Raw genomic sequence first — 14820 nt, forward strand, 5'->3', positions numbered from 1 at the left:
CACGGCCGCAGCCGAGACCCTCGCGGTCGAGGCACCCGAGGCCGAAGCCAAGCCCCGCCGCACCCGCAAGGCGGCGACCGCCGCCGTGGAGGCGGTCGACGGGGACGCGGTCGCCGCTCCGAAGGCGCGACGGACCCGCAAGGCCGTGGCCGAGGCGGCTGCTCCGGAGATTCCGGCGCAGGCCACCGAGGAGCCCGAGGTCAAGCCGCGGCGCCGGACGCGCAAGACGGTGGCGTCCGCTGCCGAGGCGGCCGGTGAGAGCACCGAGGCGACGCCCAAGCCGCGCCGGGCCCGTAAGGCCACGGCGGCCGTGGAGGCCCCCGAGGCCTGACACGGGCGCCGCACGGCAGCGGCGTAAGCCGGTCCGACGGCCGGGTTCACGACAGTGGACCCGGCCGTCGGCGTTTCCGGCCGGCACCCTACGGCACCGGTCTCGGCAAGGCCCACGGCAGCGCCCGACCAAGCTCCGGTCACGGCAAAGCCCACGACAGCCCGCCCGAACCCCGGCCGGCACCCCGCGCGGCCCGCGCGCACCCTCCACAGAGGCTCACCGAACCCCGTCCGGCACCACACCCGCCCCCAGACACCCACCCCAGAGGCTCACCCAACCCCGACCAGCACCGCCCCCCCCAGACACCCACCACAGAAGCTCACCCAAACCCCAACCAGCACCACACCCCCCAGGCACTCACCCAACCCCGGCCAGCACCACACCCACCCAGGCACTCACCACAGGGGCTCACCGAACCCCGTCCGGCACCACACCCGCCCCCAGACACCCACCACAGAGGCTCACCCAAGCCCAACCAGCACCACACCCCCCTGATACCCACACCCACCACAGAAGCTCACCCAAGCCCAATCAGCACCGCATCCACCCCCAGGCACCCCGACAAGAGCCCACCGAGACCCCGAACGGCGCCTCGCCCATCCCGTACGCACTGATGGCAATGAGCCGGTCAGAGGACGAGCGGCGGGCTTCGGCCGTGTCCTTCGCGCCCCACCGCCCACTCAGGTTCACCCTGCGCCCGCGCCGCCCACCCGGCACCCGCATCGCCGCCTTCGCCGGATAGCCTCTCCTCCATGAGCAGGCCCCCCACCTTCGTCCCGCCGCCCGGCGCCCGCGCGTACCCTCTTCGGACGGCTCGCGGTGAGTTCGCCGTGGTCGACGCTCCCGTGGCCGTCGGCGTTGAGCCCAGGGGCGTCGCGCTGCTGCTGCCGGGGTTCACCGGGAGCAAGGAGGACTTCAACTCGCTGCACGTGCCGCTCGCCGAGCGCGGTTACCGGACCGTCGCCGTGGACGGGCGGGGCCAGTTCGAGACGGACGGGCCCGTGACGGACGAGTCGGCTTACGCGCAGGAGGAGTTGGCGCGGGACGTGCTCGCACAGGCGGAGGCGATCGGCGGCCCGGTGCATCTGCTGGGGCACTCCCTCGGCGGCCAGATCACGCGCGCGGCCGTACTGCTCGACCACGCGCCCTTCCTGTCGCTCACCCTGATGTCCTCCGGCCCGGCGCAGATCTCGACATCCCAGCAGGAGCGCGTGAAGCTGCTCCGGGACGCGCTCGCCGTGATGGGCATGGCGGAGGTGTGGGAGGCGATCCAGGCGATGGAGCCGCCGGAGGAGACGGACACGCCCGCGTTCGACGGCGGACTGGACGACCGGGACGACCTGCGGCGCCGCTGGCTGGCCACCAAGCCCGGCCAACTCCTCGCGACCGGACTTCAGTTGTGCACGGAGCCGGACAGGGTGGCCGAACTGGCGGCCGTACCGCTGCCGTTCCACGTGCTGTCGGGTGCGCGGGACGACACCTGGCCGCTGCCGCTGCTCGACGACATGGCGGTCCGGCTGGAGGCGCGGCGGACGGTCATCGAGGGCGCCGAGCACTCGCCCAACACCGACCGCCCCCTGGAGACGGCGCGGGCGATCGCCGGCTTCTGGGACGACACCCCGGCGGAACGGCCGGCCCCGTAGACCGGGCAGCTGGTACCGCGCGCGTAGATACCCCCGCAACCCGTCCGGGGCCGCTTGAACCCGTCCCCGGGCGGCTAGTACTGCGCCTGCAAATGGCCCCAGAAGCCGTCCCTGAGGGCGCGCCGCAGGTCCGCGTGGCCGCGCAGGGAGTACTGGAGCAGCCCCTCGGCCTCGACCAGCAGGTCCTGGTCGACGGAGCCGGGCAGGTAGGGATGGCCCGGGAGCAGCTCGACGAGGGCTTCGCGGCCACGGGAGGCGAGCCACCGTGCCGCGATCTGGGCGCCGACGAAGCGCACGTCCTCGCGGGTCGGGCGGGCGGTGCTGCCGGCGTCGTACGCGGCGGCCGTGCGCCGGGAGACGTACGGCTTGAAGAACTCCAGGTCGAAGGTGCGCTGGCTGTCGACCTCCCAGAGCAGCGGTTCGGCCTGGTTGCGGCCCTCGGGTGCCTCGATGCCCCAGAGGTGGACGCGGGCGCCGTAGCCCTGGGCCGCCTCGACCGCCGAGACCAGGTCCTCGTCGCCGCCGAGGAGGGCCGCGTCGCTGATCGCGCGGTGCCTCGCCAGTGACTCCAGGTCCGAGCGGATCAGCGAGTCGACGCCCTTCTGCTGGTTGTTGGCGTTGAGGTTGCCGAGGCGGACCTTGACGTCGGGCAGTTCGGCGATGGACTGCTGCTCGGCGGTGTGGATGCGGCGCCGGGCGCCGTCGTACCAGTAGACACGCAGCAGCCGGCTGTCCGCGAAGATCGTGCGGGCCCTGTCGATCAGTGCGTCGATCAGGCCCTCGGCGTCCAGGTCGAAGGCGCGGCGGTCCTCGGTTCCGGCGACCAGCCGGCCCGCTGCCGCGTACAGGTAGCCCGCGTCGACGAAGATCGCGTGGGTCGAGGGTGTCTTGGCCACCTCGGCGAGCATGCGTTCCAGCAGCTCGTTCGTGCGGTCGATACGGGCGCCGAGGTCGGCCGGGTCGTCGTTCATCGCCTCCATTGTCCCGGTGGTCACACTGCGAACACAACCGGTCCCGGTCGGCTCCTCCACCACCACTTACCAGTCAGTAATTAGTCGTTCGAAAAATTTCTTTAGCGTAGGGAATGTTTGTAACAAGCGTCGCGTTGAGTACGTACGACGCTGGATACACAGACGTCACTCCAAGTAGTTCTCCGCAGGAGGATGACCAGACGAAGGGAGAAGCCCATGCGCTTCGAAATCATGCGACTCGACGAGGTCGACGGCACCACCGTGGACAGCACCGTCGTGGACGCCGCCTCCGTCAACCGGATCGTGCAGCAGGCCGCCGCCGTCGGGCAGCGCCTGTGGATCCGCCCGGCCGACACTCCGGCCTCGTAACGCGGACTCCCGCCGAAGCTTCGCGGCCCCCGTACGGACTCTTCCGTACGGGGGCCGTGCTCAGCTCCCCCGGATCACCTGGGTGATGCCGTTGATGATCTGCTGGACCGCGATCGCGGAGAGCATCATGCCCGCCAGCCGCGTCACCAGGACGACACCGCCGTCCTTGATTACCCGGATGATCAGCAGCGAGTAACGCATCACCAGCCACAGCACGACGTGGATCGCGAGGATCGCGGACCACACCGAGATCTGCGTGGACACGCTGTCGGCCTTCTGCACGGCCAGGATCACGGACACGATCGCACCGGGGCCCGCCAGCAGCGGCATGCCGAGCGGCACGAGGGCCACGTTGACGTCCTTGGTCTGCTTGGGCTCGTCGGTCTTGCCGGTGAGCAGGTCCAGCGCGATCAGCAGGAGCAGCAGACCGCCCGCGATCATCAGCGCCGGGACGGAGACGTGCAGGTAGTTCAGGATCTGGTGGCCCAGGACGCCGAAGACGGCGATCACCCCGCCCGCCACGCAGACGGCCTGGAAGGCCATCCGCTTCTGGACCTTGGCCGGCCGTCCGGCGGTCAGGGCGAGGAAGATCGGGGTGATCCCTGGGGGATCCATGATGACAAAGAGGGTCAGGAACAGGGAGCCGAAGATGGCGATGTCGAACATGGGGGTGCTACAGGCCTTGCTGCGAGAAAGAAGAGATACGGGTGTGAGGGCGGCGTGAGCCGGCGCGGAACGGCCCCGGAGGGCCTCAGGCTCCGCCGGTACCCGGCACCGGGAACGCCCCGGTGGCCCGCCGGGTGATCTCCCCGTACACCTCGGGGTCGGTCGTGTACGCGCCCAGCGCCACGGTCTTGCGGCTGCCGTGGTAGTCCGAGGAGCCCGTGACCAGCAGTCCCAGTTCCTTCGCCAGGTCCCGCAGCCGGTCCCGGGCGTCGAGGTCGTGGTCCATGTGGTCGACCTCGATGCCGTCCAGGCCGGCCTCGGCCATCTCGGCGATACGGAACTCCGGCACGGTGCGGCCGCGCTTGGCGGCGGCCGGGTGCGCGAACACGCAGACCCCGCCCGCGGCCTTGACCAGCCGGATCGCCTCGAAGGGGTCGGTCTCGTGCTTCTCCACGAAGGCCCGCCCGCCGTCGGCCAGCCACTCCTCGGTGAACGCGTCGCTCACCGTCGGCACGACACCCAGCTCCACCAGCGCGGTCGCGACATGCGGACGCCCGACGGAACCCCCGCCGGCGATCCGTTCGACCTGCTCCCAGGTGACCGGCACGCCCAGCGCGTTCAGCTTGGCGACCATGCCCTGGGCCCGCGGCACCCGGTCGTCCCGGACCAGCTCGCGCTCGGCGAGCAGGGCGGGCTCCTCGGGGTCGAAGAGGTAGGCCAGCAGGTGCATCGAGACGCCGTCGACACGGCAGGACAGCTCGGCGCCGGTGACCAGGGTCAGCCCCTCGGGCAGCGCGCCGATCGCCTCGGCGTACCCGCGGGTGGTGTCGTGGTCGGTCAGCGCGACGACGTCCAGTCCGGCCGCGGAGGCATGACGCACCAGCTCGGCCGGGGTGTCCGTACCGTCGGAGGCCGTGGAGTGGCAGTGCAGATCGATGCGCACGCGAACTCCTGACGGGTGACGGACGGAAGAGGACACCTAAGGATAGCCGGGATTTCCACCCTCACTGTCACACCCGAAACCGGCCGGCGCCCTTTACTTCTACGCCCCACGAGGGGGCCACAGGCGTCGGGACAGAGCGCAGTCGCCGTCGCCGCCGATCCGCCCGCTGGGCGCTACGGCCGGAGCAGGCGCGGCGACAACGCCCCGCAGGGCACCAGGTCTATCTCCGCCCCCGCGTCCCGCAGGTCGGTGAGCACCAGCTCGTCGTACATGAGCAGGCCGGCCTGCTCGGGCCACATCACCGCCCACAGCCACATCCCGAGCGCCTCACCCGCGAAGACGGCCCGGTCGTCGGGGGTGCGGTAGACGTGCCAGAGCGGGGTCGGACGGCCCGCGGCCAGCACCTTGGCCTGGGGCGGCTTCTCCACGTTCATGAACGACCCCGGGTCCGGGCCGTCGATGCCGGCGTAGTACGCCCCGAGTCCGACGCCCAGCTCCTCGGCGATCAGGATCATCTCCCCGGGACCGCCGAGCGGCCCGGGACCCGAGCAGGCCACGGCGGTCGCGCGGCCGCCGCTGCGGTCGTCACCGGCGTACGCCACACCCGTGAACAGCCATCCGACCGGCAGCGGCCACGGCATCCAGACCGGCACCTGCGTGCGGTGCACGACGACGTTGAGCGCCTCGACGCTGGGCGGGATCACGGGCTGAAGCGGATACACCGTGCCATGCACATCGCACTGCCACGCATCGGCGAAGAGTCCGGGAGCCCTGACCCGGCCACCGCACTTCGGGCAACTGGGTTCGCCCCTCATAGGGCCCCACGGTCCTACCCCCGCACGCCCACGTCAAGGACGATCACCCGTCCGGACGGAAGACCCGACCATATGCCCGACCGGCCAAAATGGTTGCATCTTGCATTAATTAGATGCGCTAACTTACTATGTGCATAACCCAACCATCCAGTGAGGACGGGAGAAGCACATGGACCCCTTCGACGCGGGAACCGGCAGCCTCCTGCGACAGCCCAAGGCCGTCTGGGCCACGGCCGGCGCCTCCGTCGTCGCCTTCATGGGCATCGGCCTCGTCGACCCGATCCTGCCGTCGATCGCCCAGGGCCTGCACGCCACCGCCGGCCAGGTGTCGCTGCTCTTCACCTCGTACTTCCTGATCACCGCCGTCGCGATGCTGCTGACCGGCTTCGTCTCCAGCCGCATCGGCGGCCGCAGGACACTGCTGCTCGGCCTCGCGTTCGTGGTCGTCTTCGCGGGCCTGGCGGGCACCTCCGGCTCGGTCGGCCAGCTCGTCGGCTACCGGGCCGGCTGGGGCCTCGGCAACGCACTGTTCGTCTCGACCGCCCTCGCGGTGATCGTCGGCGCGGCGGCCGGGGGCAGCGCGGCGGCGATCCTGCTCTACGAGTCCGCCCTCGGCCTCGGCATGGCCTGCGGCCCGCTGCTCGGCGCGGTCCTCGGCAACGTCAGCTGGCGCTACCCGTTCTTCGGTACGGCCACGCTGATGGCGATCGGTTTCCTGTGCATCACGGCGTTCCTGAAGGAGCAGCCGAAGCCGGCCCGGAAGACCTCGGTCCTGGACCCCCTCAAGGCGCTCGGCCACGGCGGCCTGGCCTCGGCGGCGGTCTCGGCGTTCTTCTACAACTACACGTTCTTCACCGTGCTGGCCTTCACGCCGTTCGTGCTGGACATGACGCCGTACCGCTCGGGCGCGGTGTTCTTCGCCTGGGGCGTGCTGCTCGCCGTCTTCTCGGTGATCGTGGCCCCGCGCATGCAGACCCGGTTCGGTTCGCTGAAGGTGCTCGGCGGCTCGCTGGTGCTGCTCGCGGCCGACGTGCTCGTACTCGGCTACGGCGACCACACCACGGCCGTCGTCTGCACGGTCCTGTCCGGTGCGTTCATCGGCGTGAACAACACCGTCTACACCGAACTCGCCCTCGGCGTGTCGGACGCACCGCGCCCGGTCGCGAGCGCGGGCTACAACTTCGTCCGCTGGTTCGCCGCCGCCGCGGCGCCCTACTTCGCACCGCGGATCGAGGAGTGGACCGACATCCACGTCCCGTTCGTGGTCGCGGCCGTCACCGCGGTGCTGGGCGCGCTCGTGGTCCTCGTACGGCGCCGGGCCCTCACCCTCCCCCACTCTCGGCTTCACTCGAGCGGAGGGATCCCCATGGCGGCGGAACAGGAGCCCCGGCACGCGGCCGAGGACGGAGTCGGCACCTTCACCAACTGACCGTTTCCGGCCTTATGTTGGGGTGAGATCAGTCACTCGGCGGGCGGTCGGAGTCAGTCCAGCGGGACGGATCCGCGGGCCGGGTCCCGCAGGTCCGTGCCGTTCGCGAGCCAGCGCTCCTGGAGGGCCTGGGCACCGTGCACGCGCTTCCAGGCGGCCTCGTTCGGGGTCATCGGCAGCAGCGGCAGGAACCGTACGGGGTCCATCGGAGCGTCCAGTTCCAGGTCCTCCACGAGCCCGCCGGGCTCACCCACGAGCACGGAGGTGAAGCCGGCGCCGGGCCACAGCGGCTCGCCCACGTCCAGGGAGGCACCCGGAGTGACCACGAGGCCCTCCACCTGCGGGGTCGCGGCGAGGACTGCCAGCGGCCGGAGCACCTTGTCGGTGTCGGCGAGCCCTGCGCGTACGGACAGGACCAGTTCGGCGCGGGGGCCCTTGACAGGGTCGGCCAGCACCGCCGTGGGGTCCGCCATGGGCTGCCGGGACATGCCGAGGGTGGCGTACCGGACGACGTCCCCCTCCTGGAAACGGAGCACCTCGATGCGGTCCGTGCCGAGGAAGGTGACCGCGGCGCGGGCGTCCGGTTCGCCCAGTGCGGTGCTCAACCGGGCCTCGACCAGAGGAAGAACATCTGCCATGCGCTGAGCATAGAACTCGTCAGCAGCGGGCAAAGCGTCGCCTTGACAGTACGGGCGGCTGGTACTCTGAGCCGGTGGTTCGGGGCAGCGCGCCTGGCCCCCAAGCCCTTCGGGCACCGGGAAGTCACCGCGGAGTCCCGACACCGATGAGACTCCCTTACGAGGGACCGGCCGGAGGAGGTGGGGCTGTCATGGATCGAAGTCGACCGTGCAGTACCACTCGCTCTTCCGGCTGCTGATGTAATTACCGGCTGGCCGCCGCCTTCCCTTGCGCGTCGTCGTTCGGAAGAGCACTTCGTCTCGCTTTGCCTGATCTGTCTGATCTGAATCAGTTCTGCATCAGTAGCGAAGTCGCCACCGCGACGGTGCGGTGCTCCCCGCTTTGCGGACGTGCCAAACATCCTTCCCTTCACCAAGGGCGGGAGACCCCTGAAGGACGTCCCCATTCCGGGTAGTTCCACCCGTTGCCCGGCGCTTTCGCTGCCCGCCCGCGAAGGAGCCTGCCCATGTCGATGATCCGCGACCTGCGCGCCGTGGTCCGCCCGTCGTCCCGCGTCTCGCTGCGCAAGGACACCAGCGCGTCCTACGACACCACGCGCGACCCCGCGACGCCCTCGGCCGTCGTCGACTGCGCCGTCTACCGCGACGGCGCCCGCGTGCAGAGCGCCAAGCCGCTGACCCCGCAGGAGGCGATGCGGCTGGTGCGCCGCGACGGCGGGTTCGTCTGGATCGGCCTGCACGAGCCGACCGAATCGGAATTCGCCGGTATCGCCAGTGAGTTCGGGCTGCACCCGCTGGCCGTCGAGGACGCGGTACAGGCGCACCAGCGGCCCAAGCTGGAGCGGTACGACGACTCGCTGTTCACCGTCTTCAAGACCATCCACTACGTCGAGCACGACCGGCTCACCGCCAACAGCGAGGTCGTGGAGACCGGCGAGGTCATGTGCTTCACCGGCCGGGACTTCTTCATCACCGTCCGGCACGGCGGCCAGGGCTCGCTCAGGGCGCTGCGGCACCGCCTCCAGGACGACCCCGAGCTGCTCGCCAAGGGCCCCTCGGCCGTCCTGCACGCCATCGCCGACCACGTCGTGGACGGCTACATCGCGGTCGCCGACGCGGTGCAGGACGACATCGACGAGGTGGAGACCGAGGTCTTCTCGCCCGGCCGCAAGGGCGGGGTCTCGCGTGGTGTGGACTCCGCGCGGATCTACCAGCTCAAGCGCGAGGTGCTGGAGTTCAAGCGCGCGGTGGCGCCCCTGCTGCGGCCCATGCAGCTGCTGAGCGAGCGGCCGATGCGGCTGATCGACCCGGACATCCAGAAGTACTTCCGGGACGTCGCCGACCACCTGGCCCGTGTTCAGGAGCAGGTGCTGGGCTTCGACGAACTCCTCAACTCCATCCTCCAGGCCAATCTCGCGCAGGCGTCCGTCGCGCAGAACGAGGACATGCGCAAGATCACCTCCTGGGCCGCGATCGTCGCCGTGCCGACGATGGTGTGCGGGGTGTACGGCATGAACTTCGACTACATGCCGGAGACGCACTGGCGGTTCGGGTACCCGGTCATCATGGCCATCACCGGAGTCATCTGCCTGGGCATCCACCGCACGCTGAAGCGCAACGGCTGGCTGTGAGCGGGCGCGGACGGCCTGGATAGGCTGGGGCGCATGACAAGCGAGCTGCTCGACCGGGCCCTCATCGAGGAGGCCTCGAAGAAGTCCGGCCTCATCTGGGTCCGGGGCGCCGCCGCCCCGGCCGCGCGTGCGCTGTGGCATGTGTGGCACGAGGGCGCGGTGTGCGTGGTCGGCGACGGGCCCGGTGAGCAGCCGCTGGAGGGGCTGGCCGACGGCGGCGCCGCCGAGGTGAGCGTGCGCAGCAAGGACAAGGGCGGCCGGCTGGTGTCGTTCCCGGTGACCGTGTCCGAGCTGGCGTCCGGCTCCGAGGAGTGGGAGGCGGTGGTCGCCGAGCTGAAGGGCAAGCGGCTGAACGCCCCCGACGGCGAGGAGATGCCGGCCCGCTGGGCCCGCGAGTGCCGGGTGCTCCGCCTGGTGCCGACGGGGGCCGTGAACCCGGTCCCGGCCGACAGCCTGGCCGAGCGGCCCGTGCCGACACCGGCGACGACCCGCCGCCCGGTACCGGCGGCCCTGCCGAAACTGCTGTTCAAGCGCCGGAAGAGAAAGTGACCGCCGGGAGCTGAGCGCCGCCGACACGACCGGGCCACACCGCTGGGGCCGAGCGCCGTCGGGACCGCCGGATCCCGCCGCTGGGGCCGAGCGCCGTCCGGACCGCCGGATCCCGCCGCTGGGGCCGAGCGCCGTCGCGGCGGACCCGAGGTGCGGGCGACGCGCTGGCGCCCCCGGCTGTGGTGCCGGTCGCAGGGTGTGGGGAGCGGGGTGTCGTCATGGTCGATCCTGCCCATCCCCCAGGAACCGTCCGCCGCTGCCCAGCATGCCCCGGCTGCCGCGTCCTTCGGTGGGTGTGGGGAGCGGGTGGCAGCGTGGGGCGTCGTCATGGTGCCCCGGCTGCCGCGTCCTTCGCTGGGTGTGGGGAGCGGGTGGGTTATGACGTCGGGAGTTGTCTGCCGTAGTCCACCGTGTCCGACCCGGCCGGTTCCTTGACGGTGAAGTCCTTGCCCCAGTCCGAGAAGCGGAGCGTGCCCGCGTCGCCGCCGCGGACCAGGCGGAGGGGGTACGGCCGGCCCTGGAGGGAGACGTCCAGCGTGCCGCCGGAGCCCTCGTCGCCGGTGATGCGGATCGTGGGGGTACCCGACTGATCGGCGTGGTGGCCGTCCGTCGCCAACGCCCCGTGCAGCGTCAGCAGACCGTCGAGGAGGACGTCCTTGTCCGTGAAGCCGCTGAACTTCTTGTACGCGGGGTCGCCCTGCGGCACCTTCACATACTTGCCGTCCAGCTTGCCCGTGGCGCCGTCGCTGCGGTCGGCGTGGTTCCAGAAGTCCGCGTCGGCCTTGAGATACAGCTTCTCGCCCACCCGCAGCAGCTTGAACGTCGCCCCCTGCGAGGTCACCGAACCGGTCCCGCCGTCGGCCTTGAGCTGCATGTCCAGCCGGTACGTACGACCACTGGTGACCACGGTCCCGGACAGCCGTACGGCAGCGGCCCCGTCCGCCGCGGCCCGCGTCTTCGCCTGGATCTTGTCGGGGGGCAGTTTGCCCACCCCGTTCGTCCCCGCGTCCGGATCGTCGCCGCCGCACCCCGACAGCACCATCGCTCCCGCCACGGCCAGCGCGCAGGTCGCGGTCGCCAGTGCGGTCCGGCGGGTACGGCCCGGGGGAATCGCAGTCACAGGTGGGGCTGCCTTTCTGACGGTTCCTGAGCGGCGTACCGCAGCGTACCGGTGCGTCGGCCGCCTGACGGAGCCAGTCCGTCCGGACCCCCCACCAGGGCGTATCCGAGCGGTACGGGCTAGCCTGAAGCGCACCCGAGCGGGCAAATCCGAGCAAATTCCACCCACCCCAGTCCCCCTCGTTTCCCAGGCAAAGGAAGCAGAGCCATGGCAGCCGGCGCCCCCCGGATCTTCGTCTCGCACCTCGCCGGGGTCCCGGTCTTCGATCCGGCCGGCGACCAGGTGGGCCGCGTACGTGATCTGGTCGTCATGCTGCGCGTCGGGCGGCGGCCCCCGCGCGTCCTCGGACTGGTCGTCGAGCTGTCCACGCGGCGCCGCATCTTCCTGCCCATGACCCGGGTGACCGGCGTCGAGTCGGGCCAGGTGATCACCACCGGCGTGCTGAACGTCCGCCGCTTCGAGCAGCGCCCCACCGAGCGGCTGGTCTTCGGCGAGCTGCTGGACCGGCGGGTGACGCTGGTGGAGACCGGTGAGGAGGTCACCGTGCTCGACCTGTCCGTGCAGCAGTTGCCCGCCCGCCGGGACTGGGAGGTCGACCGCGTCTTCCTCCGCAAGGGCAGAAAGGGCGGTGCCTTCCGGCGGGCGAAGGGTGAGACGCTGACCGTCGAGTGGTCGGCCGTCACCGGCTTCTCCCTGGAGGAGCACGGGCAGGGCGCGGAGAGCCTGCTCGCCACCTTCGAGCAGCTGCGCCCCGCCGACCTCGCCAACGTCCTGCACCACCTGTCCCCGAAACGGCGGGCCGAGGTCGCCGCCGCCCTGGACGACGACCGGCTCGCCGACGTGCTCGAAGAGCTGCCCGAGGACGACCAGATCGAGATCCTCGGCAAGCTCCAGGAGGAGCGCGCGGCGGACGTGCTGGAGGCGATGGACCCGGACGACGCGGCCGACCTGCTCTCCGAACTGCCCGAGGCCGACAAGGAGCGGCTGCTGAGCCTGATGAAGCCCGCCGACGCGGCCGACATGCGACGCCTGATGTCGTACGAGGAGCACACGGCCGGCGGTCTGATGACGACGGAGCCGATCGTGCTGCGGCCCGACGCCACCGTCGCCGACGCGCTCGCCCGGGTCCGCAACCCGGACCTCTCCCCCGCCCTCGCCGCCCAGGTCTACGTCTGCCGCCCGCCCGACGAGACCCCGACCGGCAAGTACCTCGGCACGGTCCACTTCCAGCGGCTGCTGCGCGACCCGCCGTACACGCTGGTCAGCTCGGTTCTGGACGACGATCTGCTGCCCCTGGACCCGGACGCCACCCTGCCGGTCATCGCCGGGTTCTTCGCCACCTACGACATGGTGGCGGCGCCCGTGGTGGACGAGTCCGGGTCGCTGCTCGGCGCGGTGACGGTGGACGACGTACTGGACCACATGCTGCCCGACGACTGGCGGGAGACGGAGTTCCATCTGAACGAGGGAGAGGAGGCGCCCGCCCATGGCTCCTGAGCGCGAGACCGCGTCCCGCGAGCGTCATCCGGCGGGTGCCACGGCCGCTCCCCGGCCCCGGACGCCCCGGCTGGACCAGCCGCGCCCGCCGCGCCGGCGGTTCCTGCCCGAGTGGGACCCGGAGGCCTTCGGCCGCCTGTCGGAGAAGATCGCCCGGTTCCTGGGCACCGGACGCTTCATCGTGTGGATGACGGTCGTCATCATCATGTGGGTGCTGTGGAACGTGGCCGCCCCGGTGACGCTGCGCTTCGACCAGTACCCGTTCATCTTCCTGACCCTGATGCTGTCCCTCCAGGCGTCCTACGCGGCCCCGCTGATCCTGCTCGCGCAGAACAGGCAGGACGACCGCGACCGGGTCAACCTGGAGCAGGACCGCAAGCAGAACGAGCGGTCCATCGCCGACACCGAGTACCTGACCCGGGAGGTCGCCGCGCTGCGCATGGGCCTGGGCGAGGTGGCCACCCGGGACTGGATCCGCTCGGAGCTCCAGGACCTGATGAAGGAACTGGAGGAGCGCCGCCACCACGACGGACACGCCGGCCATGTCGTATTCCCGGCGGAACGGGCGGAACGCCCACCAGGACGTGACACAGACGACCGCTGAGGGGCATCCCGAAGGCCCCTCGGCGCGCCGTACCATCGTCCTTATGGCTACGGAAGACGCGGTGCGCGAGGCACTGGCGACGGTGAACGACCCCGAGATCAACCGCCCGATCACCGAACTCGGGATGGTCAAATCGGTGGAGATCGGCGCGGACGGAGCGGTCGCGGTCACCGTGTACCTGACGGTGTCCGGCTGCCCGATGCGCGACACCATCACGCAGCGCGTCACCGAGGCGGTCTCCCGGGTCGAGGGCGTCACCCGCGTGGACGTCACCCTGGACGTGATGAGCGACGAGCAGCGCAAGGAGCTGGCGGCGGCCCTGCGCGGCGGCCAGGCCGAGCGCGAGGTCCCCTTCGCCAAGCCGGGCAATCTCACCCGCGTCTACGCGGTCGCCTCCGGCAAGGGCGGCGTCGGCAAGTCCTCGGTGACGGTGAACCTGGCGGCGGCGATGGCGGCCGACGGTCTGAAGGTCGGTGTCGTGGACGCCGACATCTACGGCCACAGCGTGCCGCGCATGCTCGGCGCCGACGGCCGGCCCACCCAGGTCGAGAACATGATCATGCCGCCGTCCGCGAACGGCGTGAAGGTCATCTCCATCGGCATGTTCACCCCGGGCAACGCGCCGGTCGTCTGGCGCGGCCCGATGCTGCACCGCGCACTCCAGCAGTTCCTCGCCGACGTCTACTGGGGCGACCTGGACGTCCTGCTGCTGGACCTGCCGCCCGGCACGGGCGACATCGCGATCTCCGTGGCCCAGCTGGTCCCGAACGCCGAGATCCTGGTCGTGACGACCCCGCAGCAGGCGGCGGCCGAGGTCGCCGAGCGGGCCGGCTCCATCGCCGTGCAGACCCACCAGAAGATCGTCGGTGTGGTCGAGAACATGTCCGGCCTGCCCTGCCCGCACTGCGGTGAGATGGTCGACGTCTTCGGCACGGGCGGCGGCCAGCTGGTCGCCGACGGCCTGACCCGCACCACCGGTACGACGGTCCCGGTCCTCGGGAACATCCCGATCGACGTCCGCCTCCGCGAGGGCGGTGACGAGGGCAAGCCGGTCGTCCTGACCGACCCCGACTCCCCGGCGGGCTCGGCCCTGCGCGCGATCGCCGGCAAGCTGGGCGGCCGCCAGCGCGGCCTGTCGGGCCTTTCGCTGGGGATCACGCCGAAGAACAAGTTCTGAATTCGCACGTCTGCGATCTGCGGCTCCGTCATTGGTCAACCTTCTGACCAGCGGCGGAGCCGTCACCGTTTGTCAACGTTTGTTGTCGTCGAGCGCCCCCGCACGGCCCGGAGACGGCCCGAGTGGGGGTGTCGCGGCATGCCCCTCGATGCGAACTACGGGCACGAAGGTCGCTGGGACCTGCTGGGGCCATGCGAGCCGGGAAGGGCATGGACGGTCGGTGCTGGTCGGCGGGGTCGCTGTACTTCGCTGCTGTACAGCCGCGCCCTTCAAGGGCAGGTCGCGGGAGTGGCACGCCCTGATCACGCTTGCGTCGCGGCTGGAACCCCGCTCACTTTCCGACCTTGACTTGAAATCACTGTTAGGTGAGCCTTACCTAAACCTCACCTGTGATTGTCCTAGGAGTCGTCTGTGTCCGTGCTGCCCCCGGAGTCGTC

General features: G+C 70.9%; 14 protein-coding genes and 1 pseudogene. 9 read left to right on the plus strand and 6 right to left on the minus strand.

Annotated features, from left to right (window positions below):
• Both JK361_RS36680 and JK361_RS36685 read left to right on the plus strand, forming a co-directional pair.
• Nucleotides 1-331, plus strand: a pseudogene (locus tag JK361_RS36680) (DEAD/DEAH box helicase); the annotation flags it as partial.
• A gap of 752 nt (nt 332-1083) precedes the next feature.
• Nucleotides 1084-1974, plus strand: coding sequence for an alpha/beta fold hydrolase (locus JK361_RS36685; RefSeq protein WP_201826724.1), 891 nt, complete (start codon nt 1084-1086; stop codon nt 1972-1974).
• 74 nt (nt 1975-2048) lie between these two features.
• Here the strand turns inward: JK361_RS36685 and JK361_RS36690 are convergent, their stop codons facing one another.
• The gene (locus tag JK361_RS36690) at nt 2049-2954 is read right to left on the minus strand and encodes an NYN domain-containing protein (protein WP_201826830.1); all 906 of its coding nucleotides are present in this window, start codon (nt 2952-2954) and stop codon (nt 2049-2051) included.
• A 207-nt stretch (nt 2955-3161) separates the two neighbouring features.
• On the opposite strand from JK361_RS36690, the gene JK361_RS36695 reads away from it, so the two are divergent.
• Nucleotides 3162-3314, plus strand: coding sequence for a DUF8834 family protein (locus JK361_RS36695; RefSeq protein WP_173860878.1), 153 nt, complete (start codon nt 3162-3164; stop codon nt 3312-3314).
• A 60-nt stretch (nt 3315-3374) separates the two neighbouring features.
• Here the strand turns inward: JK361_RS36695 and JK361_RS36700 are convergent, their stop codons facing one another.
• From JK361_RS36700 to JK361_RS36710, 3 genes are all read right to left on the minus strand, one after another.
• Nucleotides 3375-3980: a MarC family protein gene (locus JK361_RS36700; RefSeq protein WP_201826726.1), complete on the minus strand. Its 606-nt coding sequence runs from the start codon at nt 3978-3980 to the stop codon at nt 3375-3377.
• Between the two features lie 85 nt (nt 3981-4065).
• Nucleotides 4066-4923, minus strand: coding sequence for a PHP domain-containing protein (locus tag JK361_RS36705; protein WP_201826728.1), 858 nt, complete (start codon nt 4921-4923; stop codon nt 4066-4068).
• Between the two features lie 173 nt (nt 4924-5096).
• Nucleotides 5097-5738: a DUF6758 family protein gene (locus JK361_RS36710; RefSeq protein ID WP_201826730.1), complete on the minus strand. Its 642-nt coding sequence runs from the start codon at nt 5736-5738 to the stop codon at nt 5097-5099.
• Between the two features lie 169 nt (nt 5739-5907).
• On the opposite strand from JK361_RS36710, the gene JK361_RS36715 reads away from it, so the two are divergent.
• A complete protein-coding gene (locus JK361_RS36715) occupies nt 5908-7167 on the plus strand; it encodes an MFS transporter (RefSeq protein ID WP_201826732.1) in 1260 nt (419 codons plus the stop codon).
• Nucleotides 7168-7220: 53 nt separating this feature from the next.
• Here JK361_RS36715 and JK361_RS36720 read toward each other — a convergent pair whose 3' ends face one another.
• Entirely contained in the window at nt 7221-7805 is a 585-nt protein-coding gene (locus JK361_RS36720) for a suppressor of fused domain protein (RefSeq protein WP_201826734.1), read from the minus strand.
• 506 nt (nt 7806-8311) lie between these two features.
• On the opposite strand from JK361_RS36720, the gene JK361_RS36725 reads away from it, so the two are divergent.
• Both JK361_RS36725 and JK361_RS36730 read left to right on the plus strand, forming a co-directional pair.
• Nucleotides 8312-9436, plus strand: a complete 1125-nt coding sequence (locus tag JK361_RS36725) for a magnesium and cobalt transport protein CorA (protein ID WP_201826736.1) — start codon at nt 8312-8314, stop codon at nt 9434-9436.
• A gap of 33 nt (nt 9437-9469) precedes the next feature.
• Entirely contained in the window at nt 9470-9985 is a 516-nt protein-coding gene (locus JK361_RS36730; protein ID WP_201826738.1) for a hypothetical protein, read from the plus strand.
• Nucleotides 9986-10361: 376 nt separating this feature from the next.
• On the opposite strand, the gene JK361_RS36735 is transcribed toward JK361_RS36730, so the two are convergent.
• Complete coding sequence (locus JK361_RS36735; RefSeq protein WP_201826740.1) at nt 10362-11105, minus strand: hypothetical protein; 744 nt, start codon at nt 11103-11105, stop codon at nt 10362-10364.
• Between the two features lie 207 nt (nt 11106-11312).
• Here JK361_RS36735 and JK361_RS36740 point away from each other — a divergent pair, with 207 nt between their 5' ends.
• From JK361_RS36740 to JK361_RS36750, 3 genes are read left to right on the plus strand one after another with little or no spacing between them, the layout of a single operon-like run.
• The gene (locus JK361_RS36740) at nt 11313-12602 is read left to right on the plus strand and encodes a magnesium transporter MgtE N-terminal domain-containing protein (RefSeq protein WP_201826742.1); all 1290 of its coding nucleotides are present in this window, start codon (nt 11313-11315) and stop codon (nt 12600-12602) included.
• On the plus strand, nt 12592-13206 hold the full coding sequence (locus tag JK361_RS36745) for a DUF1003 domain-containing protein (RefSeq protein ID WP_201826744.1): 615 nt from the start codon (nt 12592-12594) through the stop codon (nt 13204-13206). Before JK361_RS36740 ends, JK361_RS36745 begins: the two co-directional genes overlap by 11 nt.
• A gap of 43 nt (nt 13207-13249) precedes the next feature.
• Nucleotides 13250-14383 carry an Mrp/NBP35 family ATP-binding protein gene (locus JK361_RS36750; protein ID WP_201826746.1) on the plus strand — a complete coding sequence of 378 codons (1134 nt, stop codon included), beginning with the start codon at nt 13250-13252 and terminating at the stop codon, nt 14381-14383.
• Nucleotides 14384-14820 lie beyond the last annotated feature (437 nt).

The sequence above is a fragment of the Streptomyces musisoli genome (genome assembly GCF_016741855.1).
GTDB classification, from domain to species: Bacteria; Actinomycetota; Actinomycetes; order Streptomycetales; family Streptomycetaceae; genus Streptomyces; species Streptomyces musisoli.

Excerpts from the sequence above, each read along its gene's own strand:
- JK361_RS36745 (WP_201826744.1), top strand. The coding sequence starts at position 12,592 with ATGGCTCCTGAGCGCGAGACCGCGTCCCGCGAGCGTCATCCGGCGGGT.
- JK361_RS36715 (WP_201826732.1), top strand. The coding sequence starts at position 5,908 with ATGGACCCCTTCGACGCGGGAACCGGCAGCCTCCTGCGACAGCCCAAG.
- JK361_RS36740 (WP_201826742.1), top strand. The coding sequence starts at position 11,313 with ATGGCAGCCGGCGCCCCCCGGATCTTCGTCTCGCACCTCGCCGGGGTC.
- JK361_RS36720 (WP_201826734.1), bottom strand. The coding sequence starts at position 7,805 with ATGGCAGATGTTCTTCCTCTGGTCGAGGCCCGGTTGAGCACCGCACTG.
- JK361_RS36700 (WP_201826726.1), bottom strand. The coding sequence starts at position 3,980 with ATGTTCGACATCGCCATCTTCGGCTCCCTGTTCCTGACCCTCTTTGTC.
- JK361_RS36685 (WP_201826724.1), top strand. The coding sequence starts at position 1,084 with ATGAGCAGGCCCCCCACCTTCGTCCCGCCGCCCGGCGCCCGCGCGTAC.
- JK361_RS36730 (WP_201826738.1), top strand. The coding sequence starts at position 9,470 with ATGACAAGCGAGCTGCTCGACCGGGCCCTCATCGAGGAGGCCTCGAAG.
- JK361_RS36725 (WP_201826736.1), top strand. The coding sequence starts at position 8,312 with ATGTCGATGATCCGCGACCTGCGCGCCGTGGTCCGCCCGTCGTCCCGC.
- JK361_RS36690 (WP_201826830.1), bottom strand. The coding sequence starts at position 2,954 with ATGGAGGCGATGAACGACGACCCGGCCGACCTCGGCGCCCGTATCGAC.
- JK361_RS36695 (WP_173860878.1), top strand. The coding sequence starts at position 3,162 with ATGCGCTTCGAAATCATGCGACTCGACGAGGTCGACGGCACCACCGTG.
- JK361_RS36750 (WP_201826746.1), top strand. The coding sequence starts at position 13,250 with ATGGCTACGGAAGACGCGGTGCGCGAGGCACTGGCGACGGTGAACGAC.
- JK361_RS36710 (WP_201826730.1), bottom strand. The coding sequence starts at position 5,738 with ATGAGGGGCGAACCCAGTTGCCCGAAGTGCGGTGGCCGGGTCAGGGCT.